This window comes from Micromonospora sp. NPDC049679 (assembly GCF_040659735.1).
In the GTDB taxonomy this organism is placed as follows: Bacteria; Actinomycetota; Actinomycetes; order Mycobacteriales; family Micromonosporaceae; genus Micromonospora_I.
On the sequence record NZ_JBFANZ010000009.1, the window covers coordinates 35,716 to 54,783 of the forward strand.

General features: G+C 71.1%; 13 protein-coding genes. 5 read left to right on the forward strand and 8 right to left on the reverse strand.

Annotated elements, in window-relative coordinates:
* The first annotated feature begins 50 nt into the window (after positions 1–50).
* A complete protein-coding gene (gene hemB, locus AB0J06_RS08355; RefSeq protein ID WP_357426058.1) occupies positions 51–1,034 on the forward strand; it encodes a porphobilinogen synthase in 984 nt (327 codons plus the stop codon).
* A 163-nt stretch (positions 1,035–1,197) separates the two neighbouring features.
* Here the strand turns inward: hemB and AB0J06_RS08360 are convergent, their stop codons facing one another.
* From AB0J06_RS08360 to AB0J06_RS08370, 3 genes are all read right to left on the reverse strand, one after another.
* Complete coding sequence (locus AB0J06_RS08360) at positions 1,198–4,443, reverse strand: lamin tail domain-containing protein (RefSeq protein WP_357426245.1); 3,246 nt, start codon at positions 4,441–4,443, stop codon at positions 1,198–1,200.
* A gap of 218 nt (positions 4,444–4,661) precedes the next feature.
* A complete protein-coding gene (locus AB0J06_RS08365; protein WP_357426247.1) occupies positions 4,662–5,693 on the reverse strand; it encodes a GNAT family N-acetyltransferase in 1,032 nt (343 codons plus the stop codon).
* 72 nt (positions 5,694–5,765) lie between these two features.
* A complete protein-coding gene (locus AB0J06_RS08370) occupies positions 5,766–7,040 on the reverse strand; it encodes a lytic murein transglycosylase (protein WP_357426060.1) in 1,275 nt (424 codons plus the stop codon).
* Between the two features lie 56 nt (positions 7,041–7,096).
* Here AB0J06_RS08370 and AB0J06_RS08375 point away from each other — a divergent pair, with 56 nt between their 5' ends.
* On the forward strand, positions 7,097–7,315 hold the full coding sequence (locus tag AB0J06_RS08375; RefSeq protein ID WP_357426062.1) for a zinc ribbon domain-containing protein: 219 nt from the start codon (positions 7,097–7,099) through the stop codon (positions 7,313–7,315).
* Positions 7,316–7,610: 295 nt separating this feature from the next.
* Positions 7,611–10,820 (forward strand): adenylate/guanylate cyclase domain-containing protein, encoded by a 3,210-nt coding sequence (locus tag AB0J06_RS08380; protein ID WP_357426063.1) that lies wholly within the window; start codon positions 7,611–7,613, stop codon positions 10,818–10,820.
* Positions 10,821–10,879: 59 nt separating this feature from the next.
* Here AB0J06_RS08380 and AB0J06_RS08385 read toward each other — a convergent pair whose 3' ends face one another.
* Together AB0J06_RS08385 and AB0J06_RS08390 are read right to left on the reverse strand one after the other, a co-directional pair.
* On the reverse strand, positions 10,880–11,410 hold the full coding sequence (locus AB0J06_RS08385; RefSeq protein ID WP_357426065.1) for a phospholipase: 531 nt from the start codon (positions 11,408–11,410) through the stop codon (positions 10,880–10,882).
* Positions 11,411–11,608: 198 nt separating this feature from the next.
* Positions 11,609–13,267, reverse strand: a complete 1,659-nt coding sequence (locus AB0J06_RS08390; RefSeq protein WP_357426067.1) for a family 10 glycosylhydrolase — start codon at positions 13,265–13,267, stop codon at positions 11,609–11,611.
* Between the two features lie 227 nt (positions 13,268–13,494).
* Here AB0J06_RS08390 and AB0J06_RS08395 point away from each other — a divergent pair, with 227 nt between their 5' ends.
* A complete protein-coding gene (locus AB0J06_RS08395; protein ID WP_357426069.1) occupies positions 13,495–14,508 on the forward strand; it encodes a potassium channel family protein in 1,014 nt (337 codons plus the stop codon).
* Positions 14,509–14,627: 119 nt separating this feature from the next.
* On the opposite strand, the gene AB0J06_RS08400 is transcribed toward AB0J06_RS08395, so the two are convergent.
* The 3 genes from AB0J06_RS08400 to AB0J06_RS08410 all read right to left on the reverse strand — a co-directional run bounded on the left by AB0J06_RS08400 (position 14,628) and on the right by AB0J06_RS08410 (position 18,494).
* Positions 14,628–15,692, reverse strand: coding sequence for a 2-oxoacid:ferredoxin oxidoreductase subunit beta (locus AB0J06_RS08400; RefSeq protein ID WP_357426071.1), 1,065 nt, complete (start codon positions 15,690–15,692; stop codon positions 14,628–14,630).
* Complete coding sequence (locus AB0J06_RS08405) at positions 15,685–17,532, reverse strand: 2-oxoacid:acceptor oxidoreductase subunit alpha (RefSeq protein WP_357426073.1); 1,848 nt, start codon at positions 17,530–17,532, stop codon at positions 15,685–15,687. Before AB0J06_RS08405 ends, AB0J06_RS08400 begins: the two co-directional genes overlap by 8 nt.
* 242 nt (positions 17,533–17,774) lie before the next feature.
* A complete protein-coding gene (locus AB0J06_RS08410; RefSeq protein WP_357426075.1) occupies positions 17,775–18,494 on the reverse strand; it encodes a hypothetical protein in 720 nt (239 codons plus the stop codon).
* Between the two features lie 175 nt (positions 18,495–18,669).
* Between AB0J06_RS08410 and AB0J06_RS08415 the strand changes: the two genes are divergently transcribed.
* A complete protein-coding gene (locus tag AB0J06_RS08415) occupies positions 18,670–19,047 on the forward strand; it encodes an NADH-quinone oxidoreductase subunit A (RefSeq protein ID WP_357426077.1) in 378 nt (125 codons plus the stop codon).
* The last annotated feature ends 21 nt before the right edge of the window (positions 19,048–19,068 follow it).

Below are 19,068 nucleotides of genomic sequence, written 5' to 3' on the forward strand. Positions count from 1 at the left end.
GCTTGCGAAGCGGAGCGGCTAGCTGAGCCGCTGAACCGTTAGGAGTCGTGATGTCCTACCCGGAGGTGCGCCCGCGCCGCCTGCGACGCAACGCGCCCCTGCGTCGGCTCGTCGAGGAGACGCGGGTCGCGCCGGCCGAACTGGTGCTGCCGCTCTTCGTCAAGGAGGGGCTGACCGAGCCTCGTCCGATCGCCTCGCTCCCCGGTGTCGTGCAGCATTCCCGCGACTCGCTGCGTAAGGCGGCGGTCGAGGCGGTGCAGGCGGGAGTGGGCGGCCTGATGCTCTTCGGAGTGCCGACCACCCGTGATGAGACCGGTTCGGCCGGTCTCGACCCGGACGGCATCCTCAACGTCGCGATCCGCGACGTGGCTGCCGAGGTCGGCGACGCGACCGTCGTGATGAGCGACCTCTGCCTGGACGAGTTCACCTCGCACGGGCACTGCGGGTTGCTCACGCCGGACGGCGCCGTGGACAACGATGCGACGCTGACCGCGTACGGCGAGATGGCGGTCGTCCAGGCCGCCGCCGGCGCGGGCGTGGTCGGGCCGTCCGGGATGATGGACGGGCAGGTAGGGGCGATCCGGCGGGCGTTGGACGCCGCGGGCTACCAGGACACCGCGATCCTGGCGTACGCGGCGAAGTACGCCTCGGCGTTCTTCGGTCCGTTCCGGGACGCGGTGGAGTCCACGTTGCAGGGCGACCGTTGCACCTACCAGCAGGACCCGGCCAACCTGCGCGAGTCGCTGCGCGAGGTCGAGCTGGATGTCGCCGAGGGCGCCGACATGGTGATGGTGAAGCCCGCGCTGCCCTACCTGGACGTGCTCGCGGCGGTCCGCGCCGCGGTGGACGTGCCGGTGGCGGCCTATCAGGTCTCCGGCGAGTACGCGATGGTCGAGGCAGCGGCGGCCAACGGCTGGATCGATCGCGAGCGCGTCATCATGGAGTCGCTCACGTCGATCCGGCGCGCCGGCGCGCAGATCATCCTCACCTACTGGGCCGTCGAGGCCGCTCGCCTGCTCCGCGACCGCTACTGACGGCGACCGCGCCGCGCGGTCGCCGGACATCCCGACGTTCGGCGACGCACCGGCCAGCACGGCACCGGCTGGCGCGGAACTGCGCGGTTGTTGCCCCTCGCTAGCGCGACGGCCCGCCACCCCGTTCCGGGGTGGCGGGCCGCTTCGCGGTCAGGTCATGCCGCTAGTCGTTGTTGGTGATCGTGCCGATCGCCACCGCGTCCGCGAGGCGCAGGCCGGGGACGCCGGCGACGAGGAACGACAGCTTCTCGTCCGACTCACGCTTGCGGTCACCGCGGACCGAGACGGTGAAGGTGAGCGACGTCTCGCCGGCCGCCAGCGTCTTGCATCCGGCGTACGGGTCGTAGTCCGAGGCCGGTGACGCGGTGATCCGCAGCGTCGTGGCGCAGATCAGCGCCGGCTGGGACAGCGGCCGGGACGTCCGAACCGTGAACACCATCGGCGTCGCGCCGTGGTCACCCTCGACCACCGACACGTCGCCGACGGTCAACGACGGCCGGGACCGGAAGCGGGCCACCTGCGGATCGTGGTCGCTGGATCCACGCGAGCCATCGCCGTCGTAACCCGGCGTCCAGTCCGCGTTGATGTGCGCCGCCCGCATCTGCACCAGGTCGCCGTAGAGCGGCCCGTTGACGAAGAGGTGGTCCAGCGTCTGCACCTGCCCGCCGAAGACGTACGAGTACGCCGCCGATGGGGCCTCCGCGGCCAGGTTGTCCCAGAGGTTGCGCAGCCCGGCGTCGTAGAGCGGCGCCAACTGGTCCGACGGCGTCGGTGACGCCGCGGTGGCGATCGGGTCGTCCGGGCGGGGGAAGACGTTGAGATCGCCGCCGTAGATGACCCGGGCGTTGGCGTCGGCCGCCTCGATCGCGCTGACGATCGCCGCGCCGTACGCCGCCTGCTCCCGCCGCTGTCCGACCCGGGCGTCCGGGGTCGACGAGTAGTGGTTGCTCAGCGCCCACAAGGTGAGGTGCTCGGTCGAGCCCGGGGCCGCGAGGACGTTGAACTTCGCCACCTGCGGCGCCCGCGTGAAGACCTTGGTGCCGTCAACGCCGGTCGAGCGGTCCAGGTCGGCCGGGAGTTCGGCGTTGAGCGTCTTCGGGTTCTGCACCTCGGCGTTGCTGGCCAGGCCCGCTGCCCGGTACTGCACGGCCGGAGTCGAGCCGAGCACGGCGTCGTTGTCGCTCGCCGCGGCGAGCGACAGCCGATCGGTCCGGTACAGGAACGCCGAGGTGATGCCGCGGGCGTCCGCGCCGGTCCGGTCGTACGCGGCGGCGTAGCTCGGACCGCCCGCGGCCGACGCGGCCAGCGCCAACTCCTGGAGGGTGTCCGGGGCGCCGTCGGCGTTGTCGGTGTCGCCGCAGACCAGCGCGGATCCCGAGACGGAGCAGATGTCCTGGTCCTCCGCCTCCTGAACGAGGATCAGATCAGGGGAGTGCAGGTCGTTCTTGATCTGGTCGGCGAGCGCGGTGAGGGCGCTGTTGTACTCCTCGGCGCTGGCCGGGACATAGTCGAACGGTGGGCTGACGCCGGTGCAGCCGGAGTTGCCCGTGAAGTCGCAGCCGTCGAACGGGTCGTCGCGGAAGTCGTACAGGTTGTGCACGTTGTACGTGGCGACGGAGAACTCCTCCGAGCGCTTCGCCGGCTGCGGCGGGTGGTTGGCCGCCGGGTCGGGGCCGGCGCCGAAGGACGCCCGCTCGACCTGGATGCCGTACTTGCTGAAGGAGTAGGAGACGGCGCCGACCGCGTCGGTGGTCAGGGTGTCGAAGCTGTGCACGGGGGGCAACATCGCCGCGCTGTCCTGCGCGGTCCACTTCACCCCGGTCGTACCCAGCATGATCCGCTGCCCGTTGCCGTCGTCGAAGCGCTGGCCGGGGTTGTTGTCGAGCGGGTGCGCGTCGCGGAAGGTCCGCCGGGCGTACGGGTCGGTGCGCTTCAGCAGCGCGTCGTCCCGGTCCACCAGCCAGATCTCGGAGTCCGCCGTGGACGCGAAGGTGCTGCGTGGGCTGATCGCGCCGCTGCCGGCCCGGACCCGCATCCGGGTGCCCTCGTTGCGCTCCCAGAACCGGTCCGCGGCGGCCAATTCGGCCGGCGGGGTCGCGTCGGTGATCTGGACTCCGGTGCTGACGTCGACACCGGAAGCCAGCTTCTGGACCAGCGAGGCGCCGGTGAGCTGGGTCAGGAAGGAGAACTCGGCGACGCGGGCCCGCAGGACCACCTCGTCGCCGACGGTCGGCACGTAACCGCCGATGAGCGAGGTGTTGCCGCCCATGAAGACGAAGATTCCGTCCGAGCTGGTCGGGTCCGCGTCCGCGGCGCCGAGACGGCTCTGCAGGAAGAAGCCGTACTGCGGCGCGCCGGCCGAGGTGCGCGCGAGCGTGCGCTGGGTGATCACGCCACGCACGTCGTACAGGATGCTGCTGCTGCCGTTTCCGGACGCCGGGGCGAGCGGCGAGCGGTCGCCGCGGCCCGACTCGGTATCCGTGGTCGGGCCCTGCACGTCACCCACCGTGAGCACGGTGGTCACCTGGATCGTGAGGGAGCACGTCGAGGTGCTGCCGTCGGTGTCGGTCGCGGTGATCGTCGCGCCGTACGAGCCGGCGGGCAGATCGGCCCTTGCCGTGATCGTCGCCTGCGCCGTGCCGCCCACGCCGGCGGCGGGGGAGAAGCCGGTACGCGAAATGGAGCCGTGGGCCGGTGCGGGCGTGACCGCGGTGACGGCGAGGTCGACGACGGTGTCGTCGGGGTCCGTCGCGGTGACAATCCGCTCCGCCGCCGTTCCCACCGGGGTGGCCAGGGGGCCGCCGCAGGTGAGCACCGCGGGCTCGTCGACCGGGCCGCCGCCTTCCATCGCGTGCGCGCCGAGCCCTTCGAACGTGTCGATGGCGAACCCGGCCCACTGCGTGGCCGGGTCGAAGGCGTCGGTCGGATCGGTGTCGCCGGCGGCGACCGGGGAGAGCCGGCGGAGGGTGTTGTCGGCGGTGCTGGTCACGCCGGCGCCCCACTCGGTGCCGGGGTCGACGCCGACCTGGCCGAGCGAGTCGATGACGGCGCCACCGGCGCCGCCCTTGCGCAGCACGATCGCGTCGTCGCCGTTGAAGAGGGCGGCACCGGTCGTCTGGTCGGCTTGGGCGAGGACCGCGGCAGCGGCCGAGGAGTGCGCGAAGACGAAGACGTCCCCGCTCGCCACCGTGCCGGTGAGCGCGATGTTCGTCGACGTGGACGCGCCGTTGAAGTAGAGCTGGAGCAGGTATTGGCCGGCGGCCAGATCGACGGCGGCGCCGGTGCCGTTGTAGAGCTCGATCGCCTTGTTGTTCGAGGATCCCTCGACGTACTCGGAGATCAGCAGTTCCGTGGGCGCGGCGTTCGCCGCGGTCGGTGCGAAACCGATGGCGGCGACGGTCGCGGCCATGCCGGTCGTGACCGCGACGAGCGATCGGAGCGAGCTCCGCCGCCGCGATCGGCCGGTCGGCGGGAGAAATATGGCGCGCAAACGGCGCATGGAGCCTCCACAGGGGGCGGGCAGGGTTCAACGAACGTTAAGGCGCGCTTCTGTCCGCCGTCTATCCCCCAGGGGGCTGTGTGATGAACCTTCCGGGTCAGATCATCCCCGGCAGGTCCCGCCCCCGATCAGCTCGGGCGCTCCGCGTCGAGCCGGTGCGCGATCTCCGCCACGTCGGCGCCGAATTCCCACCAGTCCCGGTCGGGTTCGAAGCCCAGCTCGGCATTGACCTTCAGCATCGACTCGTTCGCCTGGGCGTTCCAGGTCTGCACCTCGGCCAGCTTCGGCTCCGCGGCGCGCAGCTCGAAGAGCATCCGGGCCTTGATCGCGCGGTCGATGCCGTAGCCGCGATGGCGCTGCGCCACGATCGTGTCGTACTGGTCGGCGCGGGTCGGGTGCTGCGCCGGCACGACCACCTCGGTGAGGCCCGCGACCTCGCCGGTCTGCTCGTGGATCGCGAGGACGACGTACGGCTTCATGCCGCGGCGGTGCAGGCACGCCAGGCTGTCACGCAACCGCTGCGAGTCGTATGAGCTGGGGCGTAGCTCCAGATCGCCGTCCTCGACGTCGCGCGTCTCCGCTTTCGCGCGCGCGTAGGCCTCGATCATGTACGGGTCGTCGGGGCCACCCGGGTGGAACTCGATCCGGTAGCCGGCCGAGACCCCCCGGGCCATTTCGCCGAGCGCCAGCCAATCCACTGAGGACAACTGGAGCACGCTCCGCGTTTCGACGTATTCCCTCGTGAAGCCGAGCGACTCGTAGAACGACACCGCCGGCGTGCCGCCGATGACCTCGACCCCGAGCGCCGAGAAGCCCTCGTGATAGACCCGGCGGGCGGCCGTGGCGAGCAGTCGCCGGCCGACTCCCCGGCGCCGGATGCTCGGATGCACCAGCACCTCGACGACTCCGATGTCACCGAGCAACAGCAGGTTGACGTATCCGAGGATCCGCCCTGGTAGCCCGTCCGCGTCCGGGTCCTGCTCGGCGACCCACGAGATCCGCCGTTCGCCGGGCATTGTTTCGGCCAGATATTCCCGCAGGAAGCTGTTCTGCCACAGTGGATCGTCGGGCAGATCAGTCATGAACACCGCGTTGAGCGTGTCCAGCACCGACTGGAGCTCGGCGGACGACGCCGTCCTGGCATCCCACTCGCGCACCATCACGGGTCTAGCTTGCCGCTATCCGCAGCTGGGCGGAAGTGCCTGGTGCGGAAATGTGCCGAGAGAATAACGCTACGTGCGACTGCGCCGACCGTACTCGTTGGCGGTGTCGAACACGTCCTGCGCGTATGGGCGGACGTCATTGTAGGAGAGAATGGCCTTCCACCAGTCCTGCGCGACGGTGAGGTCCCGCCCCTGCTTGCACAGGTAGTTGCCGGCTGCGAGAGCGGCGTCATGGATGTTGTTGGGGTCCTTCACGCCGTTGTTGTCGGCGTCGGCGCCTATCTCCCGCCAGGTGGTCGGGATGAACTGCATCGGGCCGATGGCGCGGTCGTAGATGAGGTCTCCGTCGATCTCGCCCCGATCGGTGTCGGTGATCTGTAGCGTCCCACCCTGGCCGTTGAGGGCCGGACCGACGATCTTGGGCGATGCCTGGCCGTCGGGTTGCAGTGTGGCCGTGTTGGCCCGACCGTGCTGTGATTCGACCTTGCCGATGGCGGCGAGGGTGGTCCAGGTGAGCCGGCAGCCGGGCGTGGTCTGTTTGAGGACGAGCTCGGCGTAGCCGTACGCCGCCAGGGCGACCGGCGAGACGTCGAGCCGCGCGGAGAGCTGCTGCGCCCAGGCGGTCAGCACGTCGGCAGGGCGACCGCCGGTCACCGGCGCGACTCCCGGGCCCACGCCGGGCATTCCACTCGGAGTCCCGGTCGGCGCTCCGCTGGCGCCCACCGGCAGGCCCGGCTCGCCCGGAGCCGGCTGAGCCGCGTCCGGAACCGAACTGGCCGGTTCGGGCTGACCGGAGGCCGGCCCCGCGTCGCGGGCGGTGGCCGGGACCACGATCGCGCCGGCGACGCCGGCCGTCGCGACGAGGGTGAGCAGGAGCAGTCCGGGCAGGATCAATCGGCCGCTCGGCCGGCGGGACCAGTCGGCGACGGCGCGTCGCGTCCGGGTTGCCGCCTGGCGGGGCGGCGGGAGCCGACGGATGGCGTGCGCGAAGGGCACCCGGAAGCGCCCGCGTCGGCTGCTGACCGGGACGGTGGCCCCGGCGTCCGCTCCGGCGGCAATCGCCGCCGTCGCCGCGCCTGCCGTGGAATCGCCGTTCGCGGTGGACGGGGTGTCACCGCTTGTCGTGGACGGGGTGTCGCCGCTCGCGGTGGACGTGGCGTCGCGCGGGTCGGCGGTGGTCGCGGTGGGGTCGTCGGTCGTGGGCGCGGTGCTGGCCGCCGGCGCCGTCTTCGACGAGGGCGCAGGCCGGGGCGCGGGCACCACGGGCGCGGTCGGCGGGCTCTCCGGCGGAGGCGTCGCGGAACGTAGTCGTCCGGCCGCCGCGGTCTCGTCCCCATTCACCACTCGTCGAGTATCACCCATGAATGCACGGACGTCAGGGGCCGCCGTAGGCTTGTCGCATGCCCCGGTACGAGTTTCGATGCCGCGCCTGCGGCGACACTTTCGAGGTCCACCGTCCGATGGCGGAGGCGTCCGCGCCGGCGTCCTGCCCGCAGGGACATGACGACACCGTCAAGCTGCTCTCCGCTGTCTCGGTGACCGGGCGGGGTGCCGCCGGGGGCGGGGGTCCGATTTCCGCGGGTGGGGGCGGTTGTTGCGGCGGCGCCTGCGGTTGCTGATGTACGGGCAACCCGCGGCCTCCGTGTAGATTGTGGATAGTTGTCCGGTATTCACGACTCCATGATCATCCGGAAAGCGTGGAAGTCTGTCCAGTTGTGCCACAACCGGGCCCACCCGGCGTCGTTGCGTCAGCCATAGCAACCCTGGTGGTATGCCGCGCGTTGAGTGAGACTTACTGGCATCGTCCCTGGTTAAGCCCTTGAGGCGGATCCGCCTGGACCGTTTCTACGATGCGCCCGGGTGCGAACGTACGGCAGCATGGATGACGACTTCCAGGGGGGCGGAGGTTCGCGGGTGTCGGCACGAATGCATCTGCCGAGTGGACTGGTGACCTTTTTGTTCACCGACATCGAGGGCTCGACGCGGCTGGCCCGGATGCTCGGTGCTGGCTACCTCCCGGTCCTGAGCGAACACCGCCGGCTACTGCGCCGCACCCTGGCCACAAGTGACGGCGCCGAGCTGTTCACCGAGGGCGATTCCTTCTTCGTGGCGTTCTCCGATGCCGCCGCGGCGATCGAGGCGTGCGTCTCCGCCCAGCGGGCGCTGGCCGATCACGAGTGGCCCACCCCGGAATCCACCCCCCGCGTGCGGATGGGACTGCATACCGGCTACGCCGAGCCGATCGGTGGCGAGTACGCCAGCCCCGAGGTGCACCGGGCAGCCCGGATCGCCGCGGCGGCGCATGGCGGACAGGTGCTCTGTTCCGCGGCGACGGCACGGCACGCCGCACCGCTGCCCGCCGACGCGTCCCTGCTGGACCTGGGGTTGCACCGGCTGCGGGGCTTCGACGACCGGGAGCGCCTCTTCCAGCTCGTCGCGCCCGGCCTGGAGCGGCAGTTCCCGCGTCCCCGCACGGCCGCCGCGGCCCCGCACAACCTGCCGAACCATCCGACCGCTTTCGTCGGGCGGCAAGCCGAACGCGCCGAGCTGGACACACTGGTCCGGGAGCACCGGTTGGTGACCGTGGTCGGCGCCGGCGGCGCCGGTAAGACCCGGCTCGCGGTCGAGTTGTCCACGCGGACCGTCGAGTCCTACCCCGACGGGGTCTGGTTCGTCGACATCGCGACGGTCACCGATCCCGGCCTGGTCGCCTTCGCGATCGCCGCGGTGCTCGGCCTGCGTCCGGAGCCGGGTCGGCCGGTTCTCGACACCCTGGTCGAACACGCCGCCTCGCGGCGGATGCTGCTGCTCCTGGACACCTGCGACGCCCAACTGCCGGCCGCTACCGATGTGATCACGCGGCTACTCATCGGTGGTAGCGGCGTACGCGTCCTCGCGACCAGCCGGGAGCCTTTCGGGGTGCCGGGCGAGGTCGTGTGGCGCATTCCGCCGCTCTCGGTCGACCCCGGCCCGGGCGGCGGCCCCAGCGACGCCGTGGCGTTGTTGCTGGACCGCACGTCGGCGGCGCGGGGCGGACGTCGTCCCTCACCGGCCGAATCGGCCGATCTGCAGCGCGTGGTGGCCCGGCTCGACGGACTGCCGCTGGCGATCGAGTTGGCCGCGGCCCGACTGCGGGTGCTCTCCGCCGGGCAGCTCGCCGAGCGGCTCGACGACGTGCTCGGCACGCTCGACGCCGGCCGCGGTGAACCGGGCGGCGACGATCCCCGGGGGCACGATTCGGGCGGCGACGATCCCGCTGATGACGGTCCCGGGGGCCGTGATCCCGGTGTTCACGGTTCCGCGGCGCACGATCCCCGCGGCCGTGAGACTGGACGTCACCATCCCGGCCGCGACTACCCGTCCGACGACGCGGGACGTCGCAGGCCGCCGCGCAGCGCCGACCGGTGGAGCACCGCGCCGCGCGACGCGAACGGCGCGCTCTCCCCGGCCGCCGGGAATGTCGTGGTGCCGCAGCAGCGGTCGCCCCGTTCCGCGGCTCAGCGGCACGTCACGATGCAGGCGACCGTCTCCTGGTCCTACCGCACCCTCGGTCCGCGCGCGGCCCGCCTGCTGCGGTGGCTCGCCGTTTTCTCCGGGCCGGTCGACCTGGCCACGGTGGAGTGGTTGCTCGAAGACGACCCGCTGGACCCGCTGGCCGTGCTGGTCGACAAGTCGATGATCCAGGCCGAGCCGCACGCGTCCGGCAGCACCTACCGGATGCTCGACCCGATCCGCGGCTACGCCGCGCGTCGCCTCGTCGAGGCCGGCGAGGAGCGGGCGGCACGGGACCGGCACGTCGCCTGGTCGCTGCACGCTCTGCGGCAGGCATACCTGGGCCGGGACGGGCAGCCCGTCACCCTGTCGCTCTACGCGCTCGATCCGCTCGCGGACGAGGTACGCGCGGGGCTGCGCTGGACCGCCACCGGGGGCAGCGCCCGTCGCGGCCTGCAGCTCGCGAGCGGCCTCGACCAGTGGTGGCGCGAGCGTGGGCTGGCCCGTGAGGGCCGCCTCTGGCTCTTCCGGCTCTACGGCCGGATCGCCGAGACCGGCGAGCCGATTCCCGAGGCGGAGCTCGCCGCAGCGTACCACATGCACTCGCTGCACGCCGGCGCGGACGGTGAGTTCGCCGAGGAGTTGCGGTTCTCGCAGCGCGCCGAGGCGGCCGCGCGGCAGGCCGGCGACGCCGCGCTGCTCGCCCGGGTACTCGCCGGCCGGGGCTCCTCCCTGATCGACATGGGACAGCTGGTGGAAGCGGAGCGGGTCTGCCGCGAGGTGATCGACCTGGCCGCCGCCGACGGCGTGCCGGGCGACGCGTCGTTCGCCGTCTACAGCCTCGCCGAACTGCTCTGGCGTCGCGGTGCGCTGGACGAGGCCGCCGCCGTGCTCGCGGCCGCCCGGCCGGTCGAGGCGACCCGGCCGGTCGAACGGGGTCGGCGCACGGTGGACATGCTGCTCGGCATGGTGGCGCTGGCCCGTCGCGACCTGGTGGCGGCGCACGATCACCTCGTGGTCGCGCTGCGGTCGCGGATGACGTACGGCTTCCACCGTCGCGCCTGCGACACGCTCAACGCGATGGCGGTGCGCTGCGCCCTCGGCGGGGACCCGATCATGGCGGCGCGGTTGTTCGGGGCGGCGCAGGCCACCCGGTCGGTGCTGCGTGGCACGCCCGGCATGTTCGGCGCCTACTGGGCCGACGAGCAGGCGGCGGTGCGGTCGGCGATCGGCGACGCGGCGTTCGACGCGGCGTACGCCGAGGGCGGCGAGATGGGGCTGGAAGAGGCGGCGGCGGTCGCGCTCGCGGTCGAGCATCCGGATCTGGCGGTCGGTTCACGCCGTTTCGCGGATCAGTCCAGCCCCGGTCGGGAGAGCGCGGCCCGGCGTGGCGCGCCGTCGAGGCGGGACGGCGCGGTGGTGCGGGACATCACGTCCCGCCGCGACCACGGGTCGTGGCGTGAGCCCGCGTCCTTCCGTGAGACGGGGGCGCTCCGGGATGCCCCGGCCCGGCCGGACCCGGCCGCGCCCCGCGACACGGCCGCGGTGCGCGACGCCTCTGCCCTGCGCGACTTTCCGCCGCTGCGCGACACCCCGTCGATCAACGGTGTACCCGCGCGATTCGATCTGTAGATCGGGCGAGACACTCGTTGATCGACGGGGTGTCGATCCGGCAGCTGGTCGGGCGGTGATCAGTGCGCGGTCGCCCGGCGCTCTCCGTCGGCCTTGAGCTGCGCGGCCCGGTCGAGCTCGGCCTGGGTCAGCGCGGGTGCGCCGAAGGCCCGTACCGCCTCGTAGTAGGTCCAGGCGAGGCTGGTGCAGGCCGGCCTGACGGACGAACTGTAGGTCGCGCACTTGCGCTTGAGGTCCTCGTAGAAGGCGCTGTCCAGCCGGTTCTTGTTGCCGGGGAACTGGCCTGCGGCCTTGTAGTTCCGGTAGCCGAAGTCGTGGCGGTAGCAGGCGAGTGTGAAGTCGAAGCCGAGGGGGTTGTCCGGACTGGACGAGCAGTAGTCGGTGGACCAGTCGAAGGCGTACGCGGCCCAGGCGCCCTGGTTGGCGCGGGCGGAGTTCCAGGCGTTGAAGCTGCTGGCGCTGGTCTGGGTCCAGCTGGAGAGGACTGCGGGCTTGTCCGGCGGAGCGGCCGCGGCGGGGCCGGCCAGTCCGAGGGCGGTGAGCAGGGCGAGTGCGGTGGTGGCGAGCAGGGCGGGTAGCCGACGGGACATTGCGTTACCTCCGGGGCGGCGGGCCCGTTGTGCGGGCATCAGGGGGGATAACGGTTGGTTACTGGCGGGTACGCCTGCCGACAGTCTGGCGGTATCTCCCGTCGTCGATCTCGCACTCTGGTAATGATTTGTTAACTAGTGCGTAAAAAGGCGGGTGCCCCGGGGAATCTCCCCGGGGCACCCGTCGATATTGGTCGGTCAGTGCGCGAAGCGGGGCGGACTCCCCACGCTCTCGTTCCAGAGCCGGTCGACCGCGCTCACCACGTACGTGTAGTCCTTGCCGGGCTCCGCCGTCCGATCCACGAAGGACTGCGACCGGTCGTCGGTCGCCCGGACGGTCGCCACGATCCGGCGCGCGTCCGCCAGCTCACAGCGGCCCGGCAGGGTCGCGCCGTCCACCCGGTAGATCACGAAGGACGTCGCCTTGCCGAACGGCCCGAGCCCGTCGGCGGGCTGCCGCCAGGTGAGCCGTACCCCGTCGCCCTGCCGCGCCGCGCCGGTCAGCACCGGGAACATCAGCGGCTTGCTCGGCAGATGCGGCATGGCCGGCACCAGGGCGGGCCTGGTGTAGTGCTCGGCGGCGTAGATGCCGGTGGCACCCAGCTTGTTCGCCCGCACCTGCACCGCGCTGAAGTGCACGTTCCCCGTCACCTGCGGGTGGTCGCGATTGAACGTCAGGTGCCGGGACATCTCCGCCGGGTCCTGCCAGGCGGCCGGCTGTGCCGGCTCGGCGATCTTGTAATCCGCCTGCCCGATGTAGAGCTGCACGTGGGTGCCCTCGACGACCCCGGCCCACCACGGCACCAGCTTGGCGTAGTCCGCGACGGCGAACCCGATGTGCCAGTAGACCTGCGGCACGATGTAGTCGATCCACTCCTGGATCACCCACTTGCGGGTGTCGGCGTAGTTCGCGTCGTACGACTGGGTGCCGTTGGTGTCGGAGCCCAGCGGGTCCGCCGCCTTGTTGCGCCAGATCCCGAACGGGCTGACGCCGAACTTCACCCACGGTTTGGCCGTCTTGATCTTCTGGCCCATCTCCTGCACCAGCAGGTCGATGTTGTGCCGCCGCCAGTCCGCCCTGCTGGCGAAGCCCGCGCCGTACTGCGCGAACGTGGCCGCGTCCGGGAAGTCCTGCCCCGCGACCGGATAGGGGTAGAAGTAGTCGTCGAAGTGCACCCCGTCGATGTCGTACCGGGTCACCGCGTCCATCATCGCGGTCTGCACGAACTGCCGTACCTCGGGAATCCCGGGGTTGTAGTAGAGACGGGAGCCGGCGGCGTTGACCGGGTACGCGACGGCCCAGTCGGGGTGCTGCCGGGCGGGATGCCCGGCCGCGAGCTTGCCGGGGTCGGCGCCGGCGCCGTCCGGCATGGAGATCCGGTACGGGTTGAACCAGGCGTGGAACTCCAGGTTCCGCTTGTGTGACTCGTCGACGAGATAGGCCAGCGGGTCCCAGCCGGGATCCCTGCCCCGTACCCCGGTCAGGAACTCCGACCAGGGCTCATGGGGCGACGGCCAGAACGCGTCGGCGGTCGGCCGGATCTGGACGACGACCGCGTTGTGGTTGAGCCGCTGCGCCAGGTCGAGCCATCCCTGATATTCGGCCTTCTGTGCCGCGATCCGGTCCGGTGCCGTGTAGGACGCCTTCGTCGGCCAGTCGATATTGACGACCGAAGCGATCCACATCGCCCGGAACTGCCGTTTCGGCGTCGCGGGATCGGGGCTGCAGGTGGGGCCGGCCGAAGCCGCGGAGGGTGCCGCGCCGGCGGCGGGCGCCGCGGCGGTCGCGGTGGCGAGGCCGCCGAGCAGCACCGCCGTGATCAGTGCGGCCCGGAGCCGGGCCGGTCGTACGCTCATGGTTGGTCCCTTCGGTGAGGGGGAGCGACGTACGGGTCGCCGGTCGGCAACAAACACCACCGGCCTGCATTACCTAGAAGGAAATTTTCACAGGTCGGAGGTCGAGCGCAAGGCTCCCTTCGGACCGCATCGCGGCAGGACACGGGGGGAGCGTGTCAGCGCCCCGTGGATCACTGCGGCTATGTTGTGCTCGTGCATGACGATGACGAGGCGGTGCTGAGCACCAGGTGATCCACTTTCCCGCCGTACACCAAGGTCCTCTTCGTGCCTTGTCCGCGCGGCTTCTGGCGGCGCTCGGCCTTGTGCTGAGCATTGTCGGCGTGGTCTATCTCGACCGCGACGGCTATCGCGACGTCAACGAAGACGGGGTCAGCCTCCTCGACTGCTTCTACTACGCCGTCGTGACCCTGTCGACCACCGGGTACGGCGACATCACCCCGGTCTCGCACTCCGCGCGTCTGATCAACGTCCTGGCGATCACGCCGGCACGCGTGCTGTTCCTGATCATCCTGGTCGGCACCACGCTCGAAGTGCTGACCGACCAGTTCCGTAACAACCGGCGCGTGAACCGGTGGGGGAGCAAAGTGAAGGACCACGTCATCATCTGCGGCTACGGCACCAAGGGGCGCAGCGCGATCTCGGCGCTCCTCGAAACCGGGTTCGACAAGCGACGCGTCGTGGTCGTCGAGCGCAGCGGGGTGGCGCTGCGGCAGGCGACCGCGGACGGCTTCGTCGCGATCGAGGGCTCCGCGACGCGGTCGAGCGTGCTCATCGAGGCACACGTCAAGAGCGCCACGGCCGTGATCATCGCGACGGACAGTGACGACGCCGCCGTGCTCGTCACGTTGACCGTCCGTCAGCTCACCGCCGGCAAGGTCCGGATCATCGCCGCCGTACGGGAGGCCGAGAACGCGCCGCTGCTCAAGCAGAGCGGCGCGCACCAGGTCATCGTCTCCTCCGCGACGGCGGGACGGCTGCTCGGGCTCTCCACCTCGGCGCCGCCCCTCATCGACGTGGTGGAAGACCTGCTCACGCCCGGTCAGGGGATGGCGCTGGCGATGCGCTCCGCCGAACGGAGTGAGGTCGGGATCGCGCCGCGCGAACTGGACGCGCTCGTCATCGCGTTGATCCGACGTGGCCGGGTGGTGTCGCTGGCGGAGCCTGCGAGCATCGCTGTCGAGACCGGCGACATGCTGGTCTATGTCCGCGACGACCGCGGATCGTCGCCCGCGCTCACCTGACCGCGCCATCCTGGCCAATCGCGCCCAGCCAAGCGAGAAACCCCGCCGATCAAGGAGTTGTCCTTGATCGGCGGGGTTTCTCGCGTGATCGGCGGGGTGGAGCCGTCGACGCCGCGTCGCTACAGAATGGTCCAGGTGTCGCCGCCGGCCAGCAGGCCGGCGAACTCCTCTTCCGGCGTTCCGGTCGACTTCCCCTTCGCGACCTCGAGCTGCGACTGCACGAGGCTGTCGTACGACGGCCGGGCAACGTTGCGGAACACACCGATCGGAGTGTTGCGCAGGTCGAAGCCGGGCAGCCGGGAGAGCGCGAAGGCGTACGCCGGCTCGGCCACGCCCGCGTCGTGCACCACGATCTCCTCTGGCCGCACGGAGGACGTCGGACGGACCTCCAGCCCGAAGCCGCCGGGCGGGTGAACGACACAGAACTGTCCGTCCCTGCCGAAGGTGATCGGCTGCCCGTGTTCCAGGCGGATCAGGTAGTCGTCGCGCGTCTCCGGGTCCTTGAGCTGGTCGAAGGCGCCGTCGTTGAAGATGTTGCAGTTCTGGTAGATCTCCACGAACGCGGAGCCCTCGTGCTCGGCGGCCGCCCGCAGCACCGACTGCAGATGCTTGCGGTCGGAGTCGATCGTGCGGGCGACGAAGGTGGCCTCGGCGCCGAGCGCCAGCGACAGCGGATTGAACGGCGAGTCCGCCGACCCCACCGGCGTCGACTTGGTGACCTTGCCGATCTCCGACGTCGGCGAGTACTGCCCCTTGGTCAGCCCGTAGATCCGGTTGTTGAAGAGCAGGATCTTCAGGTTGACGTTGCGGCGCAGCGCGTGGATCAGGTGGTTGCCGCCGATCGACAGCGCGTCGCCGTCACCGGTCACCACCCAGACCGACAGGTCGGGGCGGGACACCGACAGCCCGGTCGCGATCGCCGGCGCACGGCCGTGGATCGAGTGCATCCCGTACGTGTTCATGTAGTACGGGAAGCGCGACGAGCAGCCGATGCCGGAGACGAAGACGGTCCGCTCCCGCGGGATGTTGAGCTCCGGCATGAACGACTGCACCGCGGCGAGGATCGCGTAGTCGCCGCAGCCGGGGCACCAGCGCACCTCCTGGTCGGACTTGAAGTCCTTGGTGGTGAGCTTGAGCGCGACCGGCGTGCCGCCGGCGTGCCCGTTGGACGCGGTCTCAGGCATTCTTGACGACCTCTTCCAGCATGGTCTCCAGTTCCGCGGCGGTGAACGGCAGGCCGCGGACCTGGTTGTAGGGGATCGCGTCGATCAGGTAGCGGGCCCGGATGACGTGGGCGAGCTGACCGAGGTTCATCTCGGGGATCACGACGCGGTCGTAGGCGCGGAGCACCTCGCCGAGATTGGCCGGCATCGGTGACAGGTGACGCAGGTGCGCCTGGGCGACCGGCAGGCCGCGCTGACGCAGACCACGGCAGGCGGCGCCGATCGGCCCGTACGTCGAACCCCAACCGAGCACCAGCACCCGGGCGTCACCGTCCGGGTCCTCGACCTCGATGTCCGGCACGGGAATCGCTTCGATGCGCGCCGCGCGGGTGCGCACCATGAAGTCGTGGTTGGCCGGGTCGTACGAGATGTCGCCGGTCTTGTCGGCCTTCTCCAGACCGCCGATGCGGTGCTCCAACCCGGGCGTGCCCGGGATGGCCCAGGGCCGCGCCAGTGTCTCCGGGTCGCGCAGGTAGGGCAGGAACGTCTTGCCGTCCTCGCCGTTTGGCGCGGTCGCGAAGTCGACCCGCAGGTCGGGAAGCGAGTCAACGTCGGGGAGCAGCCAGGGCTCGGAGCCGTTGGCGACGTAGTTGTCCGAGAGCAGGATCACCGGGGTGCGGTAGGTCAGCGCGATCCGGGCCGCCTCGAGCGCCGCGTGGAAGCAGTCGGAGGGGGAGCGGGGCGCGATGACCGCGACCGGCGCCTCGCCGTGCCGGCCGTACAGGGCCATGTTCAGGTCGGCCTGTTCGGTCTTGGTCGGCATGCCCGTCGAGGGGCCGGCGCGCTGCACGTCGACGATGACCAGCGGCAACTCCAACGCGACCGCGAGCGAGATCGTCTCGCCCTTGAGCGCCACGCCGGGGCCCGAGGTGGTCGTCACGCCGAGTGCGCCGCCGTAGGAGGCGCCCAGCGCGGCGCCGATCGCCGCGATCTCGTCCTCGGCCTGCATCGTCGTGACGCCGAACCGCTTGTGCTTGCTCAGCTCGTGCAGGATGTCCGACGCCGGGGTGATCGGGTAGGCGCCGAGGAAGACCGGCAACTTCGACCGGACGCCGGCGGCGACGAGCCCGAGTGAGAGCGCGGCGTTGCCGGTGATGTTGCGGTAGGTGCCCGGGATCATCTTGGCCGGCTTCACCTCGTAGCGCACCGAGAAGTCCTCGGTCGTCTCGCCGAAGTTCCAACCGGCCCTGAACGCCGCGATGTTGGCGCTGACCAGCTCCGGGCGGGCGGCGAATTTCCGCTCGAGGAACCGCAGCGTCGACTCGTAGGGTCGCGAGTACATCCACGAGAGCAGACCGAGGGCGAACATGTTCTTGGCGCGCTCGGCGTCCTTCTTCGAGACGTCCTGCTCGGCGAGCGCCCCGACGGTCATCGAGGTGAGCGCGACGGGGTGCAGCGCATAGCCGTCGAGCGACCCGTCCTCCAACGGGCTCACCGCGTAGCCGACCTTCGTCAGGTTGCGCTTGGTGAACTCGTCGGTGTTGACGATGATGTCGGCGCCGCGCGGGAGATCCGCGAGGTTGGCCTTGAGCGCCGCCGGGTTCATCGCCACGAGGACGTTGGGCGCGTCACCCGGGGTGAGGATGTCGTAGTCGGCGAAGTGCACCTGGAAGCTGGAGACCCCGGGCAGCGTGCCGGCGGGGGCGCGGATCTCGGCCGGGAAGTTGGGCAACGTCGAGATGTCGTTGCCGAGCTGAGCGGTTTCCGATGTGAACCGGTCGCCGGTGAGCTGCATGCCGTCCCCGGAGTCGCCAGCGAAACGGATGACCACCCGATCCAGTTGGCGGACCTGCTTGGTCACGTGAGCTGACCTCCTTGCGAGCCGGCGGCGGCGGGGTTCGCACGTCGATGGGCCGGCCCGCTCCGTTCTTCACCCCAGAGCCTACGTCGGGCTGAGTGGTCTGCCATGTGCCGGGTCCGATGGGTGGGAGTGCGAAGTGAAGACATTCGCGCTATTTCGAACCCACCTACGAGGCCCAGATATACATCGACGTTACCCACATCACGCCCGTGCGCACTGTCGGATTCCCGCGTTCGGTCGGGTCAACCCCGGATCGCCGGTGCGCCGTCGGGGCGCGGGTCGTCGCGGAACCTCCGCCGCAGCGAGGCCGTCGCGAACACGAGCGCCGTGACCACGACCAGGATCGACACCACGATGAGCCCCCGGGTGATCCACGGACCGCTCGACTGCCCGCCTTCCGAGGCGAGCGGGGCGAACGGGGGGAGCGCGCCCTGTGAGGCGGTCGCCACCGGTTCGGGGGTGGCGTCCCGGGTTGGGGCGGTGACGCCGGCAACCGGCTCCGGGCTCGCCGGGCGCTGCTCGTTGGCCGCGAGGTCATCGGTGCTGACCTGGCCCACGGGGCCGGGTGCGGCGGGCCGCGCCGGCGTGGCCTGCCGGGTGGGCGAGGGCGGCGCGGGGCGTGCCGGGCCCGGCCCGGGGCCCGGGCCGGTCGGCTGATGCGTCGGTGCCGGGCCGCTCGGTGTGGTCGGCTCGGGCGCCGGCTCCTCCGGGTCGGGTTCGGCCGGCGGCGGGTCGGCTGGTGGCGGGTCGGCTGGTGGCGGATCGTCCGGCGGGGGGTCGGCCGGCAGCCCGGCGTCGGGTTCGGCCGCCGGCTCCGTGGCCTCCGCGGTCGCGAGGTGCGACAGCCGCCCCGCGCCGTGTGCCGGGCCGGCGCCGAATGCGAGGACCGCGAGCGCGCTCACGGCACAGGCGCGCGCGATCGCGTACGCCGGTACGGGCCGCCGGGACTGCGCCGATGCCATCGAACCTCCGGCCTGGGTCAGGGTTTTCCCATACTCGGTGACGGTTGTCGTACAGCACTAGTCCGGCGGGGAAACAAATGTGTAACACGTACGAGCCGTGGCCGCATGTTGACGGCGTGGCCTGGCCCGGGTCCGGGACCGGCCGTGGGCCGGGCGAGACCGGTAGGCTCCGGCCATGAGCGGTTACCTGGGGTCATACGCGACGCTCGGGCTCCTGCTGCTGGTCAGCGTCGTCTTCTTCGTTGTCGCGTTCGGCGCCAACCGGATCTTGCGCCCGGCCCGGCCCGCGGATCCGCCGGGCAAGCGCGAGACGTACGAGTGCGGCATCGATCCGGTCGGCGGCGACTGGGCGCAGGCGCAGATCCGCTACTACGTCTACGCCTTCCTCTACGTGCTCTTCGCCGTCGAGGCGGTGTTCCTGTTCCCCTGGTCGGTGGTCTTCGACCGGCCCGGTTTCGGCCTCGTCACGGTCGCCGAGATGGGGATCTTCGTGGCGGTCCTCGCGCTCGGCATCCTCTACGCCTGGCGCAAGAACGTCCTGCGCTGGACGTAGCGCGGCTCGGCGCCTTCCGGG